This window comes from Rhodococcus sp. T2V (assembly GCF_029269925.1).
In the GTDB taxonomy this organism is placed as follows: Bacteria; Actinomycetota; Actinomycetes; order Mycobacteriales; family Mycobacteriaceae; genus Rhodococcus_F; species Rhodococcus_F koreensis.
Genome location: NZ_JARJBD010000079.1, coordinates 23,965 through 47,816 on the forward strand (window position 1 = coordinate 23,965; position 23,852 = coordinate 47,816).

Consider the following 23,852-nt stretch of genomic DNA (forward strand, 5'->3'; position numbering starts at 1 on the left):
CATGCAATCTTCGGACCTGAAGAATCTGACCGTCGCCGTCATCGGCGCCGGGTACGCCGGCGCCGCATCCGCCAAGGCCCTCAGCCTGCTCGGCGCCGACGTCACCGTGTACGAGCAGGCCACCGAAATCCGTGAGGTCGGCGCCGGCATCGGCCTGCGCCCCTCCACCATGGACCGCTTCCGCCAGTGGGGCATCTTCGACGCGATTGCGAACGTCAGCTCACCGAGCGACTACTTCGAGATCCTCACCGCCACAGGCGAACCGATCATGAAGGAATCGTGGCCGGGGATGGACGAGTACACCGTCGAAACCCACACTCACCTGATCCACCGCGGTGACTTCATCGAGGCCCTCGTGAGTGTCCTGCCCGGCGGCATGGTCGAGCTCGGCCACAAACTCGCCACCGTGGATGACCGCGGCGAGCGTTCCCTGCTCACCTTCACGAACGGCACGACCGTCGAAGCGGATCTGGTCGTCGGTGCCGACGGCATCAAATCCGTCGTGCGCCGACAACTCTTCGGCGACAACGAACCGGTGTTCTCCGGCGAGCGGGCCTACCGCGCCGTCATCGACATCGCCGACGCCCACGGCATGGTCGTCGACGACAACCTCCGCATGTACATCGGCAAGGGCACCAAGGTATACCTGCTGCCCCTGCGCCACCGCAGCCAGGTCTCCTTCGACATCACCGCCCTGTGCCCCGACAGCGACTGGGCGCCACAGGTATCCAAGGACGACATGCTCGCCACCGTCGACGGCTTCGACCCGAGGATCGTCGACATCACTCGCGACCTCGACATGAGCATCGTCAACACCCGCGGCGTGTACGACATCGACCCGGTCGACACGTGGCATTCCGATTCGGCGGTCCTCGTCGGCGACGCCGCCCACTCGATGCTGCACCACCAGGGTCAGGGCGCGAACTCGGCGATCCTCGACGCCGGCGCACTCGCCGACGCCCTGCGGGACGCCGACACCGTCGCCGGGGCATTGGCACTCTACCAGGCCACCCGCAAACCGGTCACCGACGAACTGCAGCGCATCTCCCGTCAGGGCTGGACCGAGGACGAGGTCGACGACGTCTTCCCGGGGCAGAAGCCCACCGCTCGGGCACGGGCGTGACACGATGACCCTTCACCCCGCCATCGCCGACGTCCTCAGCACACTGCCGGCTCCGCCGGACTCTCTCGACCCGGCCGTCCTGCGCGCGATCGAAGAGTCGCAGGTCGTTCCGATCGACGAGCGCCTGCCCCTCCACGCCGTCGAGGACACTTCTGCGCACACACGCGTGGGTGAGGTGCCGATCCGCATCTACACCCCGGTCGAGGGCGACTCGTTCGGGTTGCTCGTCTACTTCCACGGTGGCGCGTTCTTCCTCGGAAGCCTCGACACCCACGACCACGTCGCCCGGAACCTGGCCGTCGAAACCGGATTGAAGGTCGTCTCCGTCGGCTACCGGCGCGCGCCCGAGGCGAAATTCCCGGCCGGACTGGACGACTGCGACGCGGTGGTCCGCTGGGTCGTGGAGCAGGGCGAGAGCCTCGGCTGGGACGGCGACACCCTAGCGATCGCGGGCGACAGCTCCGGCGGCACCTTCGTCGCGGCCGTCGCCGCAACGGCCCACGACGAGGGGTTCGACCGCATCACGCATCAGGTGCTGTTCTATCCGTCCTTGGACCTGGACTTCGACGTCGACCGCTACGACTCCCTCCGGGAGAATGCCGAAGGCTACGGAGTGGAGACGGCCGGGTTGAAACCCTTCAACGCGTTCTATTTCGACAGCGGCGCCGACCCCGCCGACCCGCGCGTCTCGCCCATCAAGCGCGAAGACCTCACCGGCCTGCCGCCGGCCCTGATCGTCACCGCCGAGTTCGACCCGATGCGCGACGAGGGCGAACTCTATGGCGCGCGTCTGGCCGAGGCCGGGGTGAAGGCGACGATCAGTCGCTACGCCGGCGCCAATCACGGCTTCGTCCAGAACTTCTCGTGGATCCCCGAGTTCCACCGGGCGTTCGAGGAGACCGCCGAGTTCCTGACGCGGCCGGGGGAGTGACGTGGCGAAGGACGGGACCATCCACCCGCTCGTCTCACCGTGGGGCCGGTTCGGGCTGTACAGCTTCTTCATCGATGCTCCGGAGCCGGCGATCGTCGACACCGGCATCGCGACGTCGCCCGTCGAGGGCATGGCGCCCGCCCTCGAGGCCCTCGGGCGCCGGATCGAGGACGTCCGATGGATCCTGTTGACCCACGGCCACATCGACCACATCGGCGGGGCGCACGCGCTGTGGGAACTCACCGGACGGCGCGCCCAGGTCGTCATCCACGAGGCCGACGCGCACCTGCTGCGCTCACGGCAGGCGCACGTCGACGAGTACCTGTCGGTGCGCGGACAGTACCTGCACGACCCCGAGGGTGAGGCGAAGCAGATCGCGGCGACGCACGCGGTGATCTCCGGTGAGATGGAACCGACGATGCTGGTCCGCGGCGGCGAGACCCTGTCGCTCGGAGGAGGTGTCACCGTCACGGTGCATTCCGTCCCCGGCCACACACCGGGATCGGTGGCCTACGTCGTGGACCGTCGGAACTCCGTGTTCGTCGGCGACGCCGTCCAGGTCCACGGAGCGGCCAACGGATTCCCCGGCTACGAGAATTCGGATGCCTACCGGTCGAGCCTGGAGTACCTGCGGGACGAGATCCGCCCGAATCACCTGTACCTCGGGCATCCCTACCGGCGGGCGGACGGGGTCGCCTACGGCGTCGAACTCGACCGGGACCAGGCCGCCGAAGCGCTTCGCGAAAGCCTCGACATCGAAGGCGACGTCCGTGGCGCAGCCCACCGGTGCCTGTGTGGGGGCCTACGCGAGATCGACTCGCCGTATTCGCCGTTCACCCCGGTGGCCGAGGACCTCGGCTACGACGGCGATCCCACCCTCGAACCGTCCCCGTTCTTCACAACGCTGCACGGCTACCGCACGCAGTATACCCAGAAAGCCTGACACAGAAGAGGAGTCGCGCCCCATGGCCGAGTTCCAGACGTTCGACGCGGGTGGGCAGACCATCCACATCCGCAAGGATCTCCGCGTCCCGATGCGAGACGGCATCGAGTTGGCAGCGGACGCCTACCACGGCGTCGGCGACACACCACGACCGGCGCTGGTGGCCCTGAGCCCGTACGGCAAAGAGCTGCAGGCACTCGCCCTCACCACACCGCCGCAGCGTCGCCCCTCCCCGATGTGGGACGGCTGCATCGAAGCCGGCGACATCGCCCGCGTCGTCGAAGCGGACTACGTCCACGTCATCGGTGATCTGCGCGGCTCCGGCGCCTCCGAAGGCGAGCACATCGGCAACTACAACGCCGGCGGCGTCTCCCTGGGCCAGGACGCGTACGACTTCATCGAGTGGGTCGCCGAACAGCCGTGGTGCGACGGCAACGTCGGCATGATCGGCATCTCCTACTTCGGGTCGATGCAGGTGCTCGCCGCCGCGGAGCGGCCGCCGCACCTCAAAGCGATCTTCGTCAGCGGCGGTCATTTCGACTTCTACGAGACCACCTATCACGGCGGCATCATGTGGTTCATGCCGCGTGCCGCCCGCGAGGGCCGCGGCGGCGACTCCGGCTGGGCCTTCACCGACAGCGTCAAGTCCCGCATGGTCGAGACGTGCTCCCCGGAGGAGCTGAGGAAGCGCGTCGCGGCGCGCCTGGAGGATCCGGATGTGGCCGCCTGGCCGAACCTGGTGCACGTGCTGAACTACCCGAATCACCACGAGGCCTGGTTCGACATCGTGATGAACGACCTGGACGGCGAGTGGTACGAGGAACGAAACCCCATCACGCTGGCCCCGAACATCGACATCCCCGTCTATCTGCAGATCGACCAGGGTCGCGGCTGGACGGTCGACGGCACGATCGCGCTGTTCGACGCGCTGCAGGGACCGAAGAAACTCGATATCGGCCCGTACCCACCCATGCAGTCGCGGCCGTTCATCGAGGAACACGACAAGATGTTCCGCTGGTACGACTACTGGATCAAGGGCATCGACAACGGTGTGATGGACGAGCCGGCGGTCACCGTCCACGTCGAGGGCGCACGCGAATGGGTCACCGGTGGCCAGTGGCCGCCGAAGGATGTGGAGTACCGGTCGCTGTATCTGCGACCGCGCGGCAAGCTGTCCACCGACCCCGAACCGATGGCCGCCCGGTACGCCGCCCCGGACGGCTTCTATCAGGCGCCGCTGACCGTCACCGACAAGGTCGAGATCCTGAAATGGGAGACCGCGCCGTTCGAGGAGCCCACGGAACTGATCGGCACCGGAGCCGCGCACCTCTTCGCGGAGATCGACCAACCCGACTCCAATTTCATTCTGCGGCTGTGGGATTACGCCCCGAATGGTCAACGCCAGCTGATCACCTCCGGGTACCTGAAGGCCTCGCACCGCGAACTCGACGAGCGCACCACCGAGGGAAACCCGCACCACCCACACACCCGCGCGCTGCCGGTCGAGCCGGGGACGATCGAGGAGTACGTGCTGCGCCTCTACCCCTTCGCCGCGACGTTCCGGCCGGGGCATCGCCTGGTGGCGGAACTGTCGAACGCCGAACCGCTGGCGGACGAGCACAACGCGCTGCTACCACCGGATGCGTTCCATCTGCCGGTCGGCCGCCCCGTGACCCACAAGATCTACCGGGACGCCGCCCACCCGTCCCGCCTCGTGTTGCCGTTCACGACGCGCACGTCGGAGGAGACGGTGTAGCAACAGCGGTGTCGGCCGAGCACTGGCGCCGGCCGAGTCATTCGGTCACGATCGACTGGTGGACCGCACCGCCCGACTCGCCCTCGCCGTCGACCGGCAGGGTGGGCGATGCCTGTGGTGTGGTCGGCGTTTCGGGCCGTTGATTCCGCCGACCACCGAACATCTGGTGCCGCGACTCAAAGGCGGGCCCAGCATCGTGGCCAATGAGGCCGCCGCGTGCCGGCGGTGCAACGCGGACCGCGGCCACATCGGTCCGGTCGACTGGCTCGCACAGTGCCGGCGTCGCCATGGATGGGCGCCACAGGCGACCCTGCTCGCGACGCTCCTGAACGCGCTGGACATCGAACTCGAGAACGTGGGTGGTCATCGCCGTGCCAGGCGGTACCTGTCCAGCCAACTACGACGCTGCCGGAGCAGTTACTGATGCGAGCCACGGCGCCGGACGCGTCGTGATCGGAGGACTACGAAGCGGGCAGTGAAGTGGTCCGCCCCTGCGTGACTCGACCAGGTGCGGTCGGTCGATCCGTTATCGTCGACGGATGATCGATGACGCGACTTCGTCCGGTCCAACCCGCGCTCCGACGAGCACCCGGCGGGCGGTGCTCAACACGATGAAGGGTTCGGCAGGAAACCTCGTCGAGTGGTACGACGTGTACATCTACACGGTCTTCGCAACGTATTTCGAGGCGCAGTTCTTCGACGAGAACGACTCCAACTCCACGGTGTACATCTATGCGATCTTCGCGGTCACCTTCGTCATGCGACCGGTGGGGTCCTGGTTCTTCGGGCGGTTCGCCGACCGTCGCGGTCGCAAGGCGGCCCTGATGCTCAGCATCACCATCATGTCGTCGTGCTCCTTCTTGGTGGCGGTCATGCCGACTCGCGACACCATCGGGTATTGGGCGGCGGTCATTCTGGTCGTCGCCCGGCTCGTGCAGGGATTTGCCACGGGTGGCGAGTACGGCACCTCGGCGACGTACATGTCCGAAGCGGCAACCGCGAATCGGCGTGGCTTCCTGTCGTCGTTCCAGTACGTGACCCTCGTGGGCGGTCACGTCCTCGCGCAGTTCACGCTCCTGATCGCGCTCAGCGTTCTCGATGTCGACGCGTTGCACGAGTGGGGGTGGCGGATCGGCTTCTTCATCGGCGGCGTCGCCGCCCTGGTCGTGCTGTGGATTCGGCGGTCGATGGACGAGTCGCTCAGCGAGTCGCATCTGAAAGCCATCCGTGCGGGTGAAGACCGGACAGCGGGTTCCTTGACGGCGTTGTTCACCCAGCACTGGCGTCCGCTGCTGCTGGTGTTCCTCATCACCGCGGGCGGCACGGTCGCGTTCTACACCTACAGTGTCAACGCGCCGGCGATTGTGAAGTCCACCTTCGGGGACGACCGGGCGCTGACGGCAACGTGGATCAACCTGCTCGGACTGATCCTGCTGTTACTGCTGCAGCCGGTCGGCGGCATCGTCAGCGACCACGTCGGGCGCAAGCCGCTGCTGATCTTCTTCGGCGTGGGTGGGGTCCTCTACACCTACGTCCTGCTCACCTACCTTCCGAAGACCACCTCGGCACTGGCGGCGTTCACGCTGGTCGCGGTCGGCTACATCATCCTCACCGGGTACACCTCGATCAACGCGATCGTGAAGGCGGAGCTGTTCCCCGCCGACATTCGCGCTCTGGGCGTGGGACTGGGCTATGCGCTCGCGAACTCCGCGTTCGGCGGTACGGCGCCGCTCCTCTACCAGGCGTCGAAGTCGGCCGGCCACGTCGGCTGGTTCATCGTCTACGTGACGGTCGTGATCGGGGTCAGCTTGCTGGTCTACATCTTCGGGCTGAAGAACAAGGCGGTCACCGTGCTCGATCGGGAACAGGGGAGCGCGTGGGCTGTGCCCGCGCCTTCGGGTCCACGCTGATTCCCCGCGGTGTGTCGTCGTCGGCTACGGGTACGGCGACCCCGCGGCGAGCCCCTGCGCGGCCGCGGCGGCACGGACGGCGTCGATCACCAGTTGCAGCGGCTGCCGGTGCGCTTCCGTCCCCCGATGGGCGATGGAGATCGTCCGCATGACCGGTTCGGTGAGCGCGACGACGTCCATGCCCGGCGGGCGCAGCGTCAATCCGAGATCGGAGACGAGGGTGACCCCCAGGCCCGCGGACACCATCGCGAGTGCCGTCGCCTGCTCGCCGACCTCATGGTTGATCTTGGGTTCGAATCCGCAACGCTGACAGGCCGAGCGCACCGCGCGGCCGAAATGCGACGTGGGTCCCGCGAGTATCCAGGGATGCTCGGCGAGGTCTGCCAACGCCATGGTTCTGGCGGACACCGTTCCCGGAGGCAGCGCTGCGTGTAGTCGCTCGACCGCGATCACCACTCTGGTCAACTCCGGGTCCCACGGCATCGGGTAGTCGGAATAGTTGATCACGAACGAGAAGTCCAGCGAGCCGTCCCGTACTGCGACTGCGGTGTCCTCCGGCGCGAGTTCCTTCGTCCGCACCTCGATGCCGGGATGTTCGGCGGCCAGCAATGACAGCGCACTCGGCAGCAGGCCCGACGCGACGGACGCCCACACGCCAACGGTCAATCGGGCGGTGACGCCCTCCTGCGTTTGTTCGAGGGCGGAGGTCGCGCGGTCCACCGATCGCATGATCTCCTCAGCGTGCTCGGCGAGGAGCAGGCCGATCTCGGTGAGCTGTACCCGCCGACCGCGCCGCTCGAATAGCTTTGCGCCGACGTCGCGTTCGAGCTGGGTGAGCTGTTGGGATACCGCGGAGGTGGTGTAGTGCAAGGCCTGCGCGGCGGCTGTCACGGTGCCTCGGCGGTGCAACTCCCGAAGCATCCGCAACCGGCGCAGAGACAGCTCCATGCCCCCCAGCCTATGCATCCGGTTCGAACCGTCCAATCGGACCACGCGTCGCGCTGTGTAGAAAGCGTGAACGCAATTATTCAAGTTTCTTAACTGGACGCCCGGTCACCGGGGCGCGCACTCTGACGTCATCGGCCGAATGGCCGAAACGGCGATGATCTTCCGAGGACGATTGGGGTAACTCGAGGTGACGACGACGACGGAATCCGGGTTCGGGCGCACCCCCGAGCACCGTGAGTACGACCACCGTGAGAACACTGTGCCGCAGCGTCGGGTCGATGTGGCGACCGTGCGCAGCGGTGAGCCCCTGCTGCGTATGACCTGGTCCGATCCGGTCACCGGAGCTCAGGGCTACCTCGTCGTGCACACGTTGGTGTCCGGCCTGGCCACCGGGGGCACCCGCATGCGGGCAGGCTGCACGATGTCGGAGGTGGAGGACCTGGCGCGCGGCATGGCTGCCAAGACCGCGGTTTTCGACCTGCCCGTCGGCGGCGCGAAGGGCGGCATCGACTTGGACCCGAAGGACCCCCGTGCAGTCGGTGTGCTGGAGCGGTTCTGTCAGGCGATGCGCCCGTGGCTGGACGCGCACTGGGTGACCGCAGAGGATCTGGGGGTGCCGCAGCATCTGATCGACGACGTCTTCGCGCGGCTGGGACTTCAGCAGTCCTACCATGCGGCGATTCGCCGTGCGGAAGATCCGCAGAGGACTCTGCGCCGGGTGCGGGCCGCGTTGAACGCCCCGGTGTCCGGCGGTTTTCTGCTGGGCGATGTGATCGGCGGTTACGGAGTCGCGCAGGCCTGCATCGGTACCGTGAATGCCAGTGGATGGGCTCCGGCCGACACCACGGTGGCAATCCAGGGCATCGGCACCATGGGGGGCGGCGCGGCGTGGTATCTGCACGAGGCCGGTATGCGCGTGGTTGCTGTCGCCGACGCCGTCGGCACGCTGTACTGCCCCGACGGCCTGGACGTTCCCGCGCTGCTCGACCTGCGGAACGGCTACGGCGAGATCGACCGCTCGCGCGTCCCCTCGCATGTTCAGCGGTTGCCGCGCGCGGCTGTGATCGCCACTGCGGCAGACATCCTCGTCCCGGCCGCGATCTCCTATGCGATCACAGCGGACAACGTCGACCACGTCGCCGCGAAGGTCGTGATCGAAGCTGCGAATGCCGCGACGACCCCGCAGGCCGAGGCGGTGCTCACCGGCCGGGGCATTCCGGTGGTCCCGGACTTCGTTGCCAATGCCGGAGCAGTCGCCTGGGCCTGGTGGGTACTGCTCGGCCAGGTCGGCACCGACCCGGAGGACTCGTTCCTGCGGTTGCGTACCGAGATGCTGGCCAAGGTCGCGTTGCTGCTCGGCCAATGGACGCTGGACGGCGTGACGCCGCGGCACACCGCGTGGGACCTCGTCGCGGCCAACCGCCGAGCGCCGGCGCCGGGCGATCCTCTGGCCGTGCCGCTCACCATCCCGTAAACGGTCGAGCGAACGACTCCGTCCTCAGGACAGCAGACCGACCAGGAGGCTGCGCAAGGCATCCTCGAAGAGGTCCCGATCGGTGGGCGCCGGAGTTGCGTCAGCGGAGATCGCCCTGGCCACGTGCGGATACGTATGGCTGTCGATCGGGGGAAGTGCGGGCTGTGAGGCGAGCTCGCTGCGAGCGAACAACGTCGTGACTCCCGTTGCCATCGCGATCGCTTCAAATTTTGCCTGACTGGAGGCCGTGACTGGTTCGAGTACCTGCAGGCAGTGGTCCAGCCAGGCCAGGGCTTCGGGACCGAAGGCAGGCGATTGCTGGGTGACGTCGACGAGCCAGGAGTGACGCCGATACAGGTGCAACTGTCGACGTGACATCTCGAGCATGGCGTCCAGCCACTGATCATGGCCGGCCGGGTACGGGCGGAGCTCGCGCATGACGTGATCGGTCATCAGCGCGAGGAGTTCGTCCCGCGATGCCACGTACCGGTACAGCGACGCTGCGCCGGTACCCAGCGCCGCGGCAACGGCCCGCATGGACAGACCTGCCAAGCCTTCGTGATCCGTGAGTGTTATTGCGGCGGCGGCGATGTCGTCGCGGCTGTGCGCGGGGACCGGACCTCGTCGGCGCGGCGGTGTCTCCCTGGCGGAGGCATTGTGTTCGTGGGGTCGGTGTGGGTCGTCGCTCACCTCACAATCCTAAACTGCGAACACTGTTTGCTATTGTTGTCACGCACTCAGGGAGGCGGCGATGCAAGAGCGGGTTGAACGAGCGGGCGACGTCGTCCTGCACACAGTTGGTGACGGCCCTGCTCTGGTGGTCGTTCACGGCGGCGGGGTGACGATCGATTCCTATCGCCGACTGGCGGGCAAACTGTCGGATAGGTTCACTGTGCATCTCTACAACCGACGCGGACGCGCGGATGCGCCGCCCCGTTCGGAGCCCTACGACGTTCAGCAGGACGTCGACGACCTGCGGACTGTGCTCGAACACACCGGCGCAACTGACGTTATCGGCCACAGCAGCGGTGGGTTCATCGCCCTGACGGCGGCCCTGCAACTGCCCATCGTGCGTCTCGCGCTCTACGACGCAGCAGTGTCCGTGAACGGTCTCTTCCCCGCGCAGTGGCTGGAAAGCGCCAGGGCAGCGGCCCGGGACGGTGACGTCGCACGCGCGATGGCGATCACCGGGGCCGGCATCAACACCCAGTCGCGGGCGAGCACCCTGCCTCTGGGGGTGCAGATCGCTATGAGCCGACTGTTGTTGCGCACTCCCGTCGGGCGCACTATGGGTGCCTTGTTGCCCATGACGTTGGACGAGTCGCAGGCAATCGCACGCGCCGACGGTCCGCCGAGCCGCTGGGCGGGGGTGACTGCGGAGGTTCTGTTGCTGAGGGGTGCGGACGGACCGCCGTATTACGAACAACTCAACGAGGCCCTTGCTGCTGCACTGCCCCACGCCCGTGCAGCAGCGGTCCGCGGGGGCCATGACGGCATCAACCGCGCCTCGGCCCAGCTGGTCCGGACATTCGCGGCCTTCTTCGGACCTACGGCGTCAAGGTGACGATCGGTCCGCTGATCTGGGGTTTTTGCGCTGGTTGGCCTGGAAACGCGCCTTCTTCTGGCGATTCCCGCACGTGTTCATGTCACACCATTTGCGGGTGCGACTTTGGCTGGTGTCGAAGAAGGCGGCCCGGCAGGTCGGCGATGCGCACAAAGCCAATTTTCCGTCTCGTTCGCCTGCGATGATGCTGATCGCGTCGGCGGCGATCACGCCCAGGGCATCTTCCACGCACGACGCCGAGTTGAGCCGCCATCGACGATTGCCCTCGGGCGTCAGGACGGCCGCCGCCCGACCCTGACTGCTGCGGTCATTGATGATGTGGACGGCGGATGCAGGGAGAGCGTCCCGGATCGCGGTGGCTGTCGCGGCGGCGTGAATCGCCTCTCGCAGTTCCCGAGCGAGTTCGAGCTGGGCGGTGGTGCAGGAGTCCACGGCGAGGCCGCTCACTGCCAGCCAGTCGACGAGTCGCTGCGGCGTGGGAATGCGCTCCACGGCGTCGCCGCGACGCTCCGTCAGAGTCGCCGTGAAGCTGGTCGCCAGCACGCTACCGAGGCGGAAGTCGGGGAACTCGGCACGCATGGAACCACCTTAGCTGGTTGCGCGGCGGCATGAAGGCATGCTAGAACCGGCTAAGACGGTTCGCAAAGTTCCTAGCCGGTTCCACGGTGACCAGGAGGTCTCATGCCCCGCCTGACCAGCGACGTCCACGCCTTCGAAGCCCACGCACCCGACGCCGACCTCGACGATCTGCGCGCAAGGCTGGCCGCGGCGCGGCTACCGGAGGCCGAGACGGTCTATCGCGCCGCGCCCGGCCCTCGCCGATGGGAACAGGGCGTACCTCTCGCCGACCTCGTCGACGTCGTGGACTACTGGCGCACCGGGTACAACTGGCGGTCGTTCGAGGAGCGCCTCAACCGGATCGGCCAGTTCCGCACGACCATCGACGATCTGGGAATCCACTTCCTGCACCGACGATCCGCGCGCGCAGATGCCACCCCACTGATCCTGACCCACGGCTGGCCCGGCAGCATTGCCGAGTTCGTCGATGTCGTGGACGAACTGGCAGATCCGAAAGATGCAGACGCGCCGGCGTTCCACGTCGTCGTCCCGTCGTTACCGGGATTCGGCTACAGCGACAGGCCGGCCACCACCGGCTGGGGAACCGAAAAGATCGCGGCCGCATGGGTAGAACTGATGGGACGGCTCGGCTACAGCAAGTTCGCGGCCCACGGCGGCGACTGGGGAGGCAACATCACCACGGTCCTCGGCGGCAGGTTCCCGGCGCACGTTCTCGGCATCCACACATTGTTCGCGGAGGCACCACCCGGTTTGACGACGGACGGGCTGACGGCGGTCGAGCGCAAGTGGACCGAGGAAACCCGCGATTTCTGGCGCCACCGCGCGGCGTACGCGAAGCAGCAGGCGACGCGACCGCAGACCATCGGCCACTCGCTCGTCGACTCACCGGTCGGGCTTCTCGCCTGGATCCTCGACAAATTCGCCGAGTGGTCGGACACCGAAGACAGCCCGTTCGAGACGATGTCCAGAGACAGAATTCTCGACGACGTCACCCTGTACTGGCTCACGCGGACCGGCGCATCGGCGGCCCGCATCTACTACGAAAGCCACAACTCGCTCGATCCCGAACTCCGGGTCGACGTCCCGTCGGCAATCACCATGTATCCCCGGGACATCGAGAAGTGTCCGCGCCCCTGGGCGCAGGAGCGGTACCGACACATCGTCCGATGGCGGTCACCCGAAACCGGGGGGCACTTCCCGTCCCTGGAGGTTCCCGAGTATTTCGTCAAGGACCTGCAAGTAGGCCTCGGGGCAGTGCTGGCCGCCAATCGGTGAACGCGGCGGGGTCGACCCTTATGTCCAGCCGCTCCAGGCGCGGAATGGCGTTCGCATCCAGGCGACCGCAGTCGACGCGCCGGACAGTTGCAACGCGATTTACGGCGCACTTCCGAAACCTTCGGGTGGATTCGAGTACAGGGTTTCGCATCGTGCTTTGACGAGTTCGAGTGTCTCTGCGACGAGCGGATGACGTGCGGCGCCCTTGCGAGTGGCGGCGACGATCTTGCGGGCGGGCACAGGTTCACCTGACAACCTGATTCGGGTGACTGCCCACTCCGAACTCAGTAGCCACAGCCGTGGCACGAGCATGACCCCCATATCCTGAGAAACTATCGCCGCACCGGTCTCCCACTCGTCGGCCTGGTGAGCGATGTTGGGTGTGAATCCAGCTGCGACGCAGGCGGTCACGGTGAGTTGGTGGTATGCCCCACCAGGGGTCCCGACTACCCAGGGCTCGTCAGCGGCGTCGGCGAGCGTGACTCGTCGACGGGATGCCAATGGATGATTCGCGGGAACGACCAAATCCAACGGGTCGTCCACCAGCAACTGTTGATCAAAGCGGAGATCGTCCAGGGGAGGGGAGTCCGCGGTCACCATCACCAAGGCGAGGTCCGCCTCCTCCATCTGTAGCAGCCTGAAGCATTCGGCGGGATCGGCCTGAACCAGACGCACACGTAGGCGGGGATGCCGATCGCGTAGAGTTTTGCCGGCATAGGGCAGCAATTGTGTTGACGCCGTTGAAAACCCACACAGGGTGTATGGGCCGGACGGCTCGTCCACCGTTTCTGCGAGCTCGCTCTGGGCTAACTCCCACTGAGCCCGCATGATGGCGGCGTGCCGTAACACGGTGCGTGCGGCCGGTGTGAGTTTGATGCCGCGGCCCGAGGGTTCGATCAATTCGACCCCGAGTAGCTCCGACAACTGGCGCAGTTGGTACGAGATCGCCGATGGAGTGTATGACAGGGCCGCCGCAGCGGCTGTGACAGTGCCGTAGTAATCGACTGCCTGCAGGATCTTGAGCCTGGGGTCAAGCATCGGACCGTCCGAACTCGAGTAGTGCCTTCACCCGATCAACAATAGATGCAGTACCTCTTGCGGCCGCCCTTGTGCAGGTTCCTCACTGCTTCCGGGTGGGAGCGAGAGCAGCTATCCCTCTCCACGGGTGTTGATTCGGGAGTTCCACTGGGCGGGTGCTGGGCCGAATTCGTAGTGTTGTTGTCCGAGGGATTCAGCCGGAAGTAGTTCGGTTTCGCTGTCGTGGTAAATGACGAGGAAGTGTTCCTGGTCGTGTGCGGTCGATGTGGTGAGTATCTGGGCCCATTGGCCGGTGCGGTGTCCGCACGGGTTGAGCCTTCGAATGAAAGATCCGGGGCGAGCTGGTGAACTGGTGCTCATGTTCATGGGTGGTCCTTTGAGGTTGAGAACAGCGTCTTCCGCCGAGTCACTTCTCCGATGGCAGAGTTGGGCCACCAGCCCAGGCCATGACGACCGGGGCCGCACTGCGGTTGTGGATGCGGTGGGGAACGGTGGGCGGCACGGCCCACGCGTCACCTGCCTCGAGGAAGTACTCGTTCGAGCCGTCGTCGAGGTACCCCTCGCCGGAGACACAGAAGAACACCTCCCAAGTACCCGCGTGACCCTGATCCACATCACCAGTGTCGCCCGGCTGAACCGTGGAAGTACCGAACCACATCGCGTCGTTGCGGAAATACTCCCGACACAGTTCCGGGCCCTCGTAGAAGACCTCAGCGTCGTCCTGCCGAATGATGTACGGGGTCTTCGTCGTCATATCATGCTCCTTGATGATTCTGGGAAACTGACACAGTTGCTGAGATCATTAGTTGTCTACAACTATGAATCGGGTAGAACATTCGATGCGTATACCCATCTGTCAATGGTGCTGTCTTCACTTTCCGTTTCGCACTGTCTGCCAGCCGCTGCTACCCCGCCGCGCGTGCCCGCAACGCCTCAAGGACAGTGGTGCGCAGCGAGATTTCGGAGAGAGGCTCCACCCGCGAAGTGCCCGGCGTGCGGACGCCCTGCGCGCCCAGCCGGCACACGTGCGCATCCGCCCTCGAGACGAAGTCGTGCTGGAGCTTGCTCACGTCGATCGCCAGTATGAACATCCCGACCCCGGGATTCTCCGCGCCTGCGTCGAAGGACGGGGCGTCGATCGACCAGTTCCCGCCCGACATACCTGCAAGCAACTCGACCATCCATGCGATGTTGGTACCCTTGTAGCCGCCGAACGGGAGCATGGCCCCATCCAGCGCAGCTTCGGGGTCGGTCGTCGGTTTGCCGGCGGCGTCGATCGCCCATCCCTCGGGGATCGGCCGACCGTTCGCCGCCGCTTCGCGTACGTTGACGTACGCGGCCGCGCTTGACGACTGGTCGACGGTCATGACCGCGCCTGCCGGCCGGGGGAACGAGTACGACATCGGGTTCGTGCCCAATACGCGACCGGTGCCGGGCGCAGTGGCGAGAAGTGCGTTGGAGTTGATAGCGCCGAGCGCCGCGAGACCGTGGGTCGACAGGCGCTCGGTGAACCACCCGAGCTGGCCACCCGCGAATGCTCCCGACTGCAGGAACATCGCCACCCCCTCGGACCGTGCCGCTGCGACGAGATCGTCGATCGCCGCACCGAATCCCGTGTGGAACGGCCCTCCGTGAGCGTTGCAGGAGAGGATGGCAGGCGCGAGTCGGTCCACTGTAGGTATTGCAGCCGCATCCAGACGGCCATCGTCGATGGCGCGAAGATAGTCGAGAAGGTGAGCGACACCGACTCCGCGCATGCCCCGGTCCTCGGCGAACAATGCGGCGTCGACGAGTAGTTCGGCTACTTCCTCCGATGCCCCTGCACGTTTCATCGCGTTCTCGGCGAGTCGGGCGACCTCCTCTCGAGGGACCGGCAGCTCGAGCAATGCCGTCATGCGTGGTGTCTCCTTCGTTGTCTGTGGTGTGTGGTGGGGCAGCGCTGATTCACTGGATGGCTCCGAATACGGCCGCTCGCATCTGGATTGGACCGATGCGGTCTCGGTAGAACAGACAGCAGTGGACCTCGACTGCTATCGAAGCCCACTGCCGGGTGCCGGTCAGGCGTGGGCGGTCAGGATCTCGGGCTCGTCCCGCAGGTGCGGGTACACGTGCGTGAACCACTGGGTCTTGTACTCGCCGCAGGTGAACGGGTTCGGGTCGGCCGGGTGCTCGGCATCGATACAGGTCGGCAGCGTCTCGACCGGCGCGTCGAAATCGAGGTCGATGAAGAACGCGACCGAGTAGCGCTCGGCGCCGCTCTCGTTCACCACGCGGTGGACCGTCGACGAGTACTTCCCATTCGTCATCTTCGCGACCAGGTCGCCGATGTTGATGACGAAGGCGTCCTCGACGGGCGGGGCGGTGATCCACTCGCCGTCCTTGTTCTGCACCTGCAGACCGCCGATGTTGTCCTGAGAGAGGATGGTGAGGATTCCCTTGTCGGTGTGGGCACCGATGCCGATCGCCTGGTCATCGTCCGGGTTCTGCGGCGGGTAGTGCAGGAGCCGCTGGATGGTGATCGGGTTGGTCTGAATGCGCTCGAAGTAGTCGGGTTCGAGCCCCAGGCTGATTGCGAATCCACTGACCAGCTTGCGGGCCAGCGCCCGCATCGCGGCGTAGTACTCGTCGCATGTCGCCTCGAACTCGGGGAACTCTGCCGGCATCAGGTTCGGTCCGAAGAACGGCGCCACGGTGTCCTGCTTCGCGCCGTAGTCGAAGGCCTCCTTGAGATCTGCGGTCTTCTTGTCCTGGTCCGCATTCTCGGCGGACGGCGGGATGTAGCCGCGCACCGTCGGCCCGGACTTCGCGACGTGCACCTTGTCCTTCACGTCTTCGGGCAGGGCGAAGAACTCTTCGGTGACCGCGTACATGCGCTTGACGAGGTCGGAGGGAACACCGTGGTTCTTCACGTAGAAGAACCCGACCTTCTCGCACGAGTCCCCGATCTGACGCGCGACGCCCTCGGGGTCACTGCCGTCGACAAGGGCTGCGACATCGATGACCGGGATCTCGTGAAATGCGGTCTGCTTGCTGGCGAACCGGTTGACAGATGCGTCGGACATGGAGTTACTCCTGAGGTCTGTTTGTGTGATGAGCCGATGTGTCGGGCTGACCGCCGGGGCGGTCGCTCAAAGGCGACACATGAATGGTTGCGCAGATCACAACAGCAGTAAAGCGCATAAATCTCGACGAAACCGTGCGAAAAATTTTCACAGTTAGGGTGCTGGCGCCGATGACCGGCGACGTGGGTCCACGACCCAGAAATAGTTGACGCGTGTGCGGGCCAGGTCATCTCGCCGGCGTTCGTCAGGGTCGAGATTTTACGGGAACACGAAGCCTTGACCTGCAGATCTGATCTGTCGGTCGGCGCCCGCCTGCCGTCCGTCCGAGTGTCCCGCACTTATGACTCATCTTGGACGATCTTGGAAGCGAACCTGGCGGGCTATGACCTGTCGCACACACACTCGACTGATCAGCGGCACGTCCGACGCCGCATCCTTGCTCCCAGTTTCCGGTGAAGGTTCGAGACATGACCGATTCGTTGTTCACGCCCATCGCCTGGGCCACCCCGCGCAAACGGAGCGTGACCACAACCCACTGTTCGCCAGACTCTCCGGCTGGGCATGCTGAGCGCGAGGAGCGCACGTACTCGCGGAACGTGACGGCGGTATCTGAAATGGGCACTAGCAGCGAGCTAGCCAAGATCAGCGCCTCGGCTCGAGCAGCACTCTTGTTGCGCCGCCGGTTGTCTGATGGGTTCTGGACCGCGGGGGATCGACTTCCGTCGGAACCCGTGCTCGCCGAACAGCTCGAGGTGAGCAGGGTCAGCCTTCGCGCCGCGCTTGCGCAACTCGAGACCGAGGGGCTGATCACCCGCCGACACGGTTCCGGAACTTACGTCAATTCGGTACGCCCGCTGGTGCGCAGCCTGCACAACCACATCGGCACCGACCAACTCATCAGGTCGAAGGGGCACACTCCGGGGATCTCGGAGATGTCCTGGCGGAGAACCAAGGCCGACGCCACAGTGGCGAGCTGCTTGGGACTCGAGGTCGGAGCACCGATCGTGGATCTGTATCGCGTACGAACATCCGACGAAACGCCGGTCACCATCGAGCACGACTACTTCTCCGCCGATCTCGTCCCTCCCGGCCCGATCACCATTGGGCCGTCCCTCTATTTGTTCCTGTCCGACATCTGCGGCACCGAGGTCGTGTTCGGAGTTGCCGAGCTCGAGCCCGCACGAGCGGGATCTGAGTACGGTGCAATCTTCGGAGTCGACCCAGACCAGCTGTGCATGGTCATCCGGCAGGTCGACTACACGGAGGCGGAGCAACCGGTTTCCTACTCGGTCGAATACCACTTGGCGAGCGCCTTCGATTTTCAGCTGGTCCGACGTCCCGCTAGCCCGGCGGGCGACTGAACAACTCCACCGGCATCTCTGAATGACGCTGCCGAGCATGGTAATCCGATCGAACAGGTGGCCATTCTCGCGTACTGCGCCGCCGATCAAGCATTGACAGGGTCGGTGACCTTCGCGACGACCCTTCATTAACACGTACGACAACGACATCAGATATCGAACCAATCGGCGGTTGGCGCCGATGCAACCAAGTGAAGTAGGAGAACATGAAGCCTGAGATCATCGTCATGCTGACGCACAATGACGTGACGGTGCCGAATGCCCGCGCGGTGTTCGACGAAGCGGCGGATCTACCGGTGACGTTCTGGGGGTTCAAGGACGTCGGTCTCTCGGCGACGGAGTCCGAGCGGTTGGTCGCAGACTTTCGCGAAGCCGGCAAGACCGCAGTGCTCGAGGCCGTCAACTTCAGCGAGGCCGAAATGTTGGAGGCGGTGGCGTTCGCTGCGGACTGCGGCATCGAATACGTCACCGGCGGCCAGTTCACCGAGACGGTCCGTGACCGGGTACGGGAAGCCGGTATGAAGTACTTCCCGTTCTGCGGCGAGACGAGCGGCCCGCCGATCAGCCTGGCCGGATCGATCGAGGACATCGAACGAGACGCGACCCGTCTGCTGGAACGCGGCGTGGACGGCGTCGACCTGGTTGCGTACCGCTCCACCGGAGCCGACCCGGTCGAGCTGGCACGGCGCCTCGTGACGGTGGTCGGGGGCGAGCAGATCATCGTCGCGGGCAGCATCAATTCCGTCGATCGGATCCGGCTGATGCACGAGATCGGTCCGATGGGCTTCACCATCGGCGGTGCACTCTTCGAAGGCACGCTGCTGCCCGGCCAGTCCTTCCGGGACAATCTCCTGGCCGTCGTGGAGGTTGGAGAGAACGTAAGCGAGGCGCGGCTATGAGCTGGTACGTCCTGGGTGTCGATGTGGGCACCACCGCGATCAAAGCGGCGCTCTTCGACGAGGACGGCGTCGAGATCGCCGAGCACGCCGAGGAATACGACCTGCTGACTCCGCGGGCCGGCTACGTCGAGCTGGAACCGGGCACCTATACCGAAACCTTCGCCGAGGCCGTGGCCTCGCTGCTGCGGGAATCCTCGGTGGACGTGCAGCAGATCCGTGCCCTGGGTCTGTCGGCTCAGGGTGAGACGATGCTGTGTCTGGATTCCGCCGATCGGCCGCTGGGCCGCGCGATCGTCTGGATGGACAACCGCGCTTCGGCGGAGTCCGACGAGCTCGAGGCGCACTTCGGCCGGCCCGCCATCCACGCCGTCACCGGACAGCCTGCGATGGATCCGATCTGGCCGGCGGCGAAAATTCTCTGGCTCGAGCGGAACGACCCCGATCGGTTCGCCGCGACCGCGCGGTTCGCCCTGCTCAAGGACTTCCTCGTGCAGCGGCTCACCGGCCGTCTGGTCAGCGAGGATTCGCTGCTGTGCTCGACCCTGCTCTGGGACATCAACACCCGAAAGTACTGGCCGGAGATGCTCGACTACCTCGGTATCGACACCGAGAAGCTGCCCGAAATCGCGGAGCAGGGCGAGATCGTCGGCGCGCTCACCGAGTCAGCGGCCGCCGAACTCGGCCTGCCCGCGGGGCTGCCGGTCTCGGTGGGCGCGCTGGATCAGGCGTGCGGTGCGCTCGGCCTCGGGAACGCCGTGCCGGGACTCTTCAGTGAGAGCACCGGCTCGGCCCTGACCACCGTCACCGTCGTCGACGAGCTGCGGCTCGATGAGGCCGGGCGGGTTCCATGCTTCGCGGCCGCCCTGCCCGGTCAGTACATGCTGCACACGTTCTCCACCGGCGGGATGGTGATGCGCTGGTTCCGCGACGAGTTCTGTTCCAGCGAGCGCCGGATCGAGGAGCTGTGCGGGATCAACGCCTATCAATTGATCGACGAGGAGGTGCGGCGGGTCGATCCCGGCTCCGACGGCCTCGTCGTTCTCCCGCACCTGCAGGGCTCCGGCCCGCCCGACCTCGACCCGCACGCCCGAGGTGCGTTCTTCGGTCTGACGCTGTCGCACACGAAGCAGCATCTCTCGCGCGGGATCATGGAAGGTGTGGCCATGGTGCTACGCCGCATGATCGAGTCGACCGAGGACCTCGGCGTGGAGATCACGGAGATCGTCTCGCTGAGCGGCGGCGCGAAGAGCGCGGCGTGGTGCCAGATCAAGGCGGACGCCACGGGTCGGCCCGTGCATACGGTCAAGGGCGCCGGCAGCGCAGCCTGCCGCGGCGCCGCGATCATCGCGGGCGTTGCCGCCGAACTGTGGCCGTCAGCGGTCGACATTGCCTGCGCGGGACTGGAGTTCAGTAGCACATACAAGCCCAACACCGCGAACGCCGCCATCTACGACGACCTGTACACCCGCTTCCTCGCCCTGCAGGAGGCGACGAAGTTGCTCCCCCGACCCGCGTCCACCGCGAGCTGAACGAACGGAAAGAAGAACAATGAAAGACGTAGTGATCATCGGCGGCGGGCTCGCCGGACTGTCGGCGGCTTGGCGGCTGCGACACTGGGACCTGCAGGTTCTCGAGGCCGACAGCCAGCGGGTCGGCGGCCGGATCCGTTCCGAGCAGCACGGCCAGTACGTGATGAACTGGGGCGGGCACATGTTCGCCGGTGCAGGCAGCTCGAGTGCGGAGCTGGTCGCCGAGACCGGTACGCGGTGGGCGGCGATCCCGGGCTCGCTGCAGGGCATGGCCATGAACGGGAAGTTCTTGAGTACCGGCCTGATCCAGACATACCCGTTCCGGATCCCGATGACGACCAGGGATCGGTTGTCCCTGCTCAAGGTGGGCGCGCGGCTCGGTGCCGACGTCCTGCGGTACAAGCAGGCTGCGCGGCGTCGCAGCGGCGAAACACCGGAGGTCCGGCAGCAGCGTATCTTCAACTTCGAGGACGAGCGCACGTTCGCCGACTACCTCGGCCGCACCACCGACGCCGCACGAGACTTCTACTGCTCGGTGGCGATGCGGTCCGCCGCAGACCCCGACGTACTGTCCGCGGGCGCCGGTATCGGCTACTTCAACCTGATCTGGAACATCGGCCAGGGGCTGGGCAACTACATCGTCGGCGGCGCCGCGACTTTGACCGAGACGATCGCGCAGTCGATCCGCGACCGGGTCGAGCTCGGCGCGGTCGTGAACGAGGTCGTCCAGAACCGCGACCACGTGGTCGTCCGTTACACCCAGGACGGGACCGACCACGAGGTCAAGGCCCGCACCGCGGTGCTCGCAACCCCGGCGTCGATCACCAACAAGGTCGCTGTGAACCTGCGTCCCGAACTGCGCGACGCGCTCGGGCAGATCAAGTACGGGCCGCACGTGGCCGGCGCGTTCCTGACCAACGAGCAGCAACCGATGCCCTACGACGGCACCTACGGCATCGCAACCCCCAACAGGTCTTTCACCGTGGCACTGAACCAGGGCAACCTGACCCGCGGCCGCGAGACCACCCGCCAGCCGGGCGGCAGCATGATGACGTTCTCACCGGCGAGCCTCGGCTACAAGCTGTGGGACCTGCCCGAGAAGGAGATCGTCGACATCTACACGAACGATCTCGACCAGATCTTCCCGGGATTCGCGAACATCGTCACCGACGCGCGGGTGGAGAAGTTCGAATTCGGTTCCCCGTTCTGCTTCCCGGGCCGCCACAAGCTCCAGCCCGAGCTCACCCGCCCCTCCGAGCGAGTCTTCCTGGCGGGCGACTTCCTCGGCACCTTCTACACCGACACCGCAGTGAGCTCCGGTTTCACCGCGGCGCAGGGGGCGGCCAGCGTCCTGGCCACCGCACGACAGACCGCCGGCGCCTGACCTGACCACCCCAAGACACCACAAGGAGGCCGACATGGCCAAGGAACTCCGCGGCGTTCTCACCGCACTTCCCACCCCGTTCACCGCCGACGACCAGATCGACGCCGGGCTCATGCAGAAGGTCATCGACCGCAACATCGACGCCGGCGTCGACGCACTCGTCGTCGGTGGCGGCACGGGTGAGTACACCTCGCTGACGAATGCCGAGCGCCGACAGATCTTCGAGATCGTCGTCGAGCACACCGCCGGCCGCGTCCCCGTGGTCGCGCACACCGGGTCGCTCACGACCCGTGAGGCGGTGGACCTGTCCCGCGCGGCCGAAGCCACCGGCGCCGATGCCCTCATGCTCATCACCCCGTTCTACGAGCCTCTCACCGAGACCGAGATCAACCGGTATGTCGAGACCGTTGCGGGTTCGGTCAGTGTGCCGATCATGCTCTACAACAACCCCGGCGTGACCGGTGTGAACCTCGGTGCCGAGGGCATCGCGCGGTTCGGGCGCGAGATCGACAACATCGAATACGTCAAGGACTCGAGCCACGACTGGGAGCAGGGCCTGCGCCTGATCCACCACCACCGCGACGACATCAAGCTGATCATGGGCTGGGACAGCTTCAGCTTCGGCGCCCTCACCGAGGGAGCGGCCGGCATCATGGCCGGCGCGGCGAACGTCGTTCCGAACGAGATCGTTGCGGTTGTCCGGGCAATCCGCGAAGGCGATCTGAACCGTGCCCTCGAAAACTGGCTGCGAGTGTTCCCGGCCATCGACGCGATGATGGCGGTCCCGTTCACCCAGGCGGTGAAGGCGGGACTGCGCCTGCAGGGCCTGGACATCGGGAGCCCCCGGTCACCCCTCGCTGATCTCGAGCCCGAAGCCGAGGCCAGTCTCAAGGCAGCCCTGGACCGCCTGAACCACTAAATGACGAACCGCGGCCCGACCCCGTCCTCGGGGCCGGGCCGCATCGCATTTTCCACAGCACTACCACGACGAACATGTGGTTTCTTGCTCGACGGTGAGCGGGTGCGTGAGCCGATGCGCATGCTGCGCAAGGTCGGCCATGTGCATTTCGTCCGTCCAGCCGCATCGCCCAGCGCCGGCGCGACGTGAGCCGGGAGCTGATATCTGCTTCAGTGCTGCTGGCCTGGGCGACACGTGTCTCCCACGAAAATTAGGTGACCACCGCGGGTGAGGACAGGGGTCGGTGACCCGCCGGGATTACGACGGGTTGACCGGGTCCGGCGGTGGTGGGTTATGCGGTGTCGGCGAGTGGTTCGAGGATGACGCGGTAGCCGAGTGCCTCGAGCTGGCCGACCGCGCGGGCCCTTGTCTTGGTGGGGGTGCGTCGGGTGAAGTAGTCGGCCCCGGGATCGCGGTAGAGGTCACCGTTGGTGAGCATGTTCCAGGCGGCGACGAGCATCGCATGCTCGACGGCGACGAGCGCCTTCATCGGATCCCGGTGGGATGCGATCCGCTTGTACTTGGCCGAGAAGTAGGTGCCCTTCGAGCGGGACACGGACAGCGCTGCGGTCCCGAGGGCACCCTTCAGGTGCCGGTTGCCGGGCCGGGTCTTGGTCGACTTCACCCGTCCCGCGGACTCGTTCGAGCCGGGTGCGGTCCCCGCCCACGAGGCCAGATGACCGGCGGTCGGGAACACGCTCATGTCGCCGCCGGTCTCGGCGAGGAACACCTCAGCGACGACCGTCGAGAAACCCGGGATGCTGATCAGCAGGTCCCGGGCCGCGCGAAAAGGCTCGATCGCCTCCGCGATCCGGTCATCGAGCTCACCTAGAGCCTGCCCGTACTGGTCGATCAAAGTCAGGTGCATGCGGATCAAGAACCCGTGATGGGCGGTGAACCGTCCGGTCAGCGCCTCGGTCAAGGCCGGGATCTTCACCCGCAGCCGCCGTTTCGCGAGATCCGCCATCGCCGCCGGATCGTCGGATCCGTCGATGAGGGCCTCCAACATCAACCGACCGGAGACACCCATGATGTCGGTGGCGACCGAGGACAGTTTGATCCCGGCTTCTCTGAACTAAATGATCTTGACTTGTGCTGTTGAGCGGCGGTCTTCGTTG

Annotated in this window: 21 protein-coding genes and 1 pseudogene; 14 read left to right on the forward strand and 8 right to left on the reverse strand. The window is 65.9% G+C overall.

Annotated elements, in window-relative coordinates:
• Position 1 precedes the first annotated feature (1 nt).
• The 6 genes from P3H15_RS40530 (at position 2) to P3H15_RS40555 (ending at position 6,663) form a co-directional block, all read left to right on the forward strand.
• Positions 2–1,123: an NAD(P)/FAD-dependent oxidoreductase gene (locus tag P3H15_RS40530; protein ID WP_276142428.1), complete on the forward strand. Its 1,122-nt coding sequence runs from the start codon at positions 2–4 to the stop codon at positions 1,121–1,123.
• Between the two features lie 4 nt (positions 1,124–1,127).
• Entirely contained in the window at positions 1,128–2,054 is a 927-nt protein-coding gene (locus tag P3H15_RS40535; protein ID WP_276142429.1) for an alpha/beta hydrolase, read from the forward strand.
• 1 nt (position 2,055) lies between these two features.
• A complete protein-coding gene (locus P3H15_RS40540) occupies positions 2,056–2,997 on the forward strand; it encodes an MBL fold metallo-hydrolase (RefSeq protein ID WP_276142430.1) in 942 nt (313 codons plus the stop codon).
• A gap of 22 nt (positions 2,998–3,019) precedes the next feature.
• Entirely contained in the window at positions 3,020–4,753 is a 1,734-nt protein-coding gene (locus tag P3H15_RS40545) for a CocE/NonD family hydrolase (protein WP_276142431.1), read from the forward strand.
• 58 nt (positions 4,754–4,811) lie between these two features.
• Positions 4,812–5,177 carry an HNH endonuclease gene (locus P3H15_RS40550; RefSeq protein WP_276142432.1) on the forward strand — a complete coding sequence of 122 codons (366 nt, stop codon included), beginning with the start codon at positions 4,812–4,814 and terminating at the stop codon, positions 5,175–5,177.
• 115 nt (positions 5,178–5,292) lie between these two features.
• Positions 5,293–6,663: an MFS transporter gene (locus P3H15_RS40555; protein WP_276142433.1), complete on the forward strand. Its 1,371-nt coding sequence runs from the start codon at positions 5,293–5,295 to the stop codon at positions 6,661–6,663.
• A gap of 24 nt (positions 6,664–6,687) precedes the next feature.
• Here the strand turns inward: P3H15_RS40555 and P3H15_RS40560 are convergent, their stop codons facing one another.
• Positions 6,688–7,611, reverse strand: coding sequence for a LysR family transcriptional regulator (locus tag P3H15_RS40560; RefSeq protein ID WP_087555106.1), 924 nt, complete (start codon positions 7,609–7,611; stop codon positions 6,688–6,690).
• Positions 7,612–7,798: 187 nt separating this feature from the next.
• On the opposite strand from P3H15_RS40560, the gene P3H15_RS40565 reads away from it, so the two are divergent.
• Positions 7,799–9,085 carry a glutamate dehydrogenase gene (locus P3H15_RS40565; RefSeq protein ID WP_276142434.1) on the forward strand — a complete coding sequence of 429 codons (1,287 nt, stop codon included), beginning with the start codon at positions 7,799–7,801 and terminating at the stop codon, positions 9,083–9,085.
• A gap of 24 nt (positions 9,086–9,109) precedes the next feature.
• On the opposite strand, the gene P3H15_RS40570 is transcribed toward P3H15_RS40565, so the two are convergent.
• Positions 9,110–9,775, reverse strand: coding sequence for a TetR/AcrR family transcriptional regulator (locus P3H15_RS40570; protein WP_276142435.1), 666 nt, complete (start codon positions 9,773–9,775; stop codon positions 9,110–9,112).
• A gap of 61 nt (positions 9,776–9,836) precedes the next feature.
• Here P3H15_RS40570 and P3H15_RS40575 point away from each other — a divergent pair, with 61 nt between their 5' ends.
• The gene (locus tag P3H15_RS40575; RefSeq protein WP_276142436.1) at positions 9,837–10,649 is read left to right on the forward strand and encodes an alpha/beta fold hydrolase; all 813 of its coding nucleotides are present in this window, start codon (positions 9,837–9,839) and stop codon (positions 10,647–10,649) included.
• Here P3H15_RS40575 and P3H15_RS40580 read toward each other — a convergent pair.
• On the reverse strand, positions 10,641–11,228 hold the full coding sequence (locus tag P3H15_RS40580; protein ID WP_276142437.1) for a CGNR zinc finger domain-containing protein: 588 nt from the start codon (positions 11,226–11,228) through the stop codon (positions 10,641–10,643). The two genes, P3H15_RS40575 and P3H15_RS40580, sit on opposite strands and share 9 nt — an antisense overlap.
• 102 nt (positions 11,229–11,330) lie before the next feature.
• Here P3H15_RS40580 and P3H15_RS40585 point away from each other — a divergent pair, with 102 nt between their 5' ends.
• On the forward strand, positions 11,331–12,503 hold the full coding sequence (locus P3H15_RS40585; RefSeq protein ID WP_276142438.1) for an epoxide hydrolase family protein: 1,173 nt from the start codon (positions 11,331–11,333) through the stop codon (positions 12,501–12,503).
• Between the two features lie 99 nt (positions 12,504–12,602).
• Here the strand turns inward: P3H15_RS40585 and P3H15_RS40590 are convergent, their stop codons facing one another.
• The 4 genes from P3H15_RS40590 to P3H15_RS40605 form a co-directional block, all read right to left on the reverse strand.
• A complete protein-coding gene (locus P3H15_RS40590) occupies positions 12,603–13,541 on the reverse strand; it encodes a LysR family transcriptional regulator (RefSeq protein ID WP_276142439.1) in 939 nt (312 codons plus the stop codon).
• A gap of 406 nt (positions 13,542–13,947) precedes the next feature.
• Positions 13,948–14,295, reverse strand: a complete 348-nt coding sequence (locus P3H15_RS40595; RefSeq protein WP_276142440.1) for a cupin domain-containing protein — start codon at positions 14,293–14,295, stop codon at positions 13,948–13,950.
• A 151-nt stretch (positions 14,296–14,446) separates the two neighbouring features.
• Positions 14,447–15,436, reverse strand: coding sequence for an Ldh family oxidoreductase (locus P3H15_RS40600; RefSeq protein WP_276142441.1), 990 nt, complete (start codon positions 15,434–15,436; stop codon positions 14,447–14,449).
• A gap of 162 nt (positions 15,437–15,598) precedes the next feature.
• Positions 15,599–16,603, reverse strand: coding sequence for an isopenicillin N synthase family oxygenase (locus P3H15_RS40605; protein ID WP_276142442.1), 1,005 nt, complete (start codon positions 16,601–16,603; stop codon positions 15,599–15,601).
• Positions 16,604–17,217: 614 nt separating this feature from the next.
• Between P3H15_RS40605 and P3H15_RS40610 the strand changes: the two genes are divergently transcribed.
• From P3H15_RS40610 to P3H15_RS40630, 5 genes are all read left to right on the forward strand, one after another.
• Positions 17,218–17,964 (forward strand): GntR family transcriptional regulator, encoded by a 747-nt coding sequence (locus P3H15_RS40610; RefSeq protein WP_276142443.1) that lies wholly within the window; start codon positions 17,218–17,220, stop codon positions 17,962–17,964.
• 206 nt (positions 17,965–18,170) lie between these two features.
• Entirely contained in the window at positions 18,171–18,863 is a 693-nt protein-coding gene (locus P3H15_RS40615) for a 1-(5-phosphoribosyl)-5-((5-phosphoribosylamino)methylideneamino)imidazole-4-carboxamide isomerase (RefSeq protein WP_276142444.1), read from the forward strand.
• A complete protein-coding gene (locus P3H15_RS40620) occupies positions 18,860–20,392 on the forward strand; it encodes an FGGY-family carbohydrate kinase (protein ID WP_276142445.1) in 1,533 nt (510 codons plus the stop codon). The genes P3H15_RS40615 and P3H15_RS40620 overlap by 4 nt, the downstream gene beginning before the upstream one ends.
• A 19-nt stretch (positions 20,393–20,411) precedes the next feature.
• Complete coding sequence (locus tag P3H15_RS40625) at positions 20,412–21,776, forward strand: NAD(P)/FAD-dependent oxidoreductase (protein WP_276142446.1); 1,365 nt, start codon at positions 20,412–20,414, stop codon at positions 21,774–21,776.
• A gap of 34 nt (positions 21,777–21,810) precedes the next feature.
• On the forward strand, positions 21,811–22,695 hold the full coding sequence (locus tag P3H15_RS40630; RefSeq protein WP_276142447.1) for a dihydrodipicolinate synthase family protein: 885 nt from the start codon (positions 21,811–21,813) through the stop codon (positions 22,693–22,695).
• Between the two features lie 331 nt (positions 22,696–23,026).
• Here the strand turns inward: P3H15_RS40630 and P3H15_RS40635 are convergent.
• Positions 23,027–23,852: pseudogene (locus tag P3H15_RS40635) on the reverse strand (transposase); the annotation flags it as partial.

Excerpts from the sequence above, each read along its gene's own strand:
- P3H15_RS40530 (WP_276142428.1), top strand. The coding sequence starts at position 2 with ATGCAATCTTCGGACCTGAAGAATCTGACCGTCGCCGTCATCGGCGCC.
- P3H15_RS40535 (WP_276142429.1), top strand. The coding sequence starts at position 1,128 with ATGACCCTTCACCCCGCCATCGCCGACGTCCTCAGCACACTGCCGGCT.
- P3H15_RS40545 (WP_276142431.1), top strand. The coding sequence starts at position 3,020 with ATGGCCGAGTTCCAGACGTTCGACGCGGGTGGGCAGACCATCCACATC.
- P3H15_RS40555 (WP_276142433.1), top strand. The coding sequence starts at position 5,293 with ATGATCGATGACGCGACTTCGTCCGGTCCAACCCGCGCTCCGACGAGC.
- P3H15_RS40560 (WP_087555106.1), bottom strand. The coding sequence starts at position 7,611 with ATGGAGCTGTCTCTGCGCCGGTTGCGGATGCTTCGGGAGTTGCACCGC.
- P3H15_RS40575 (WP_276142436.1), top strand. The coding sequence starts at position 9,837 with ATGCAAGAGCGGGTTGAACGAGCGGGCGACGTCGTCCTGCACACAGTT.
- P3H15_RS40580 (WP_276142437.1), bottom strand. The coding sequence starts at position 11,228 with ATGCGTGCCGAGTTCCCCGACTTCCGCCTCGGTAGCGTGCTGGCGACC.
- P3H15_RS40585 (WP_276142438.1), top strand. The coding sequence starts at position 11,331 with ATGCCCCGCCTGACCAGCGACGTCCACGCCTTCGAAGCCCACGCACCC.
- P3H15_RS40590 (WP_276142439.1), bottom strand. The coding sequence starts at position 13,541 with ATGCTTGACCCCAGGCTCAAGATCCTGCAGGCAGTCGATTACTACGGC.
- P3H15_RS40595 (WP_276142440.1), bottom strand. The coding sequence starts at position 14,295 with ATGACGACGAAGACCCCGTACATCATTCGGCAGGACGACGCTGAGGTC.
- P3H15_RS40600 (WP_276142441.1), bottom strand. The coding sequence starts at position 15,436 with ATGACGGCATTGCTCGAGCTGCCGGTCCCTCGAGAGGAGGTCGCCCGA.
- P3H15_RS40605 (WP_276142442.1), bottom strand. The coding sequence starts at position 16,603 with ATGTCCGACGCATCTGTCAACCGGTTCGCCAGCAAGCAGACCGCATTT.
- P3H15_RS40610 (WP_276142443.1), top strand. The coding sequence starts at position 17,218 with ATGGGCACTAGCAGCGAGCTAGCCAAGATCAGCGCCTCGGCTCGAGCA.
- P3H15_RS40615 (WP_276142444.1), top strand. The coding sequence starts at position 18,171 with ATGAAGCCTGAGATCATCGTCATGCTGACGCACAATGACGTGACGGTG.
- P3H15_RS40620 (WP_276142445.1), top strand. The coding sequence starts at position 18,860 with ATGAGCTGGTACGTCCTGGGTGTCGATGTGGGCACCACCGCGATCAAA.
- P3H15_RS40625 (WP_276142446.1), top strand. The coding sequence starts at position 20,412 with ATGAAAGACGTAGTGATCATCGGCGGCGGGCTCGCCGGACTGTCGGCG.
- P3H15_RS40630 (WP_276142447.1), top strand. The coding sequence starts at position 21,811 with ATGGCCAAGGAACTCCGCGGCGTTCTCACCGCACTTCCCACCCCGTTC.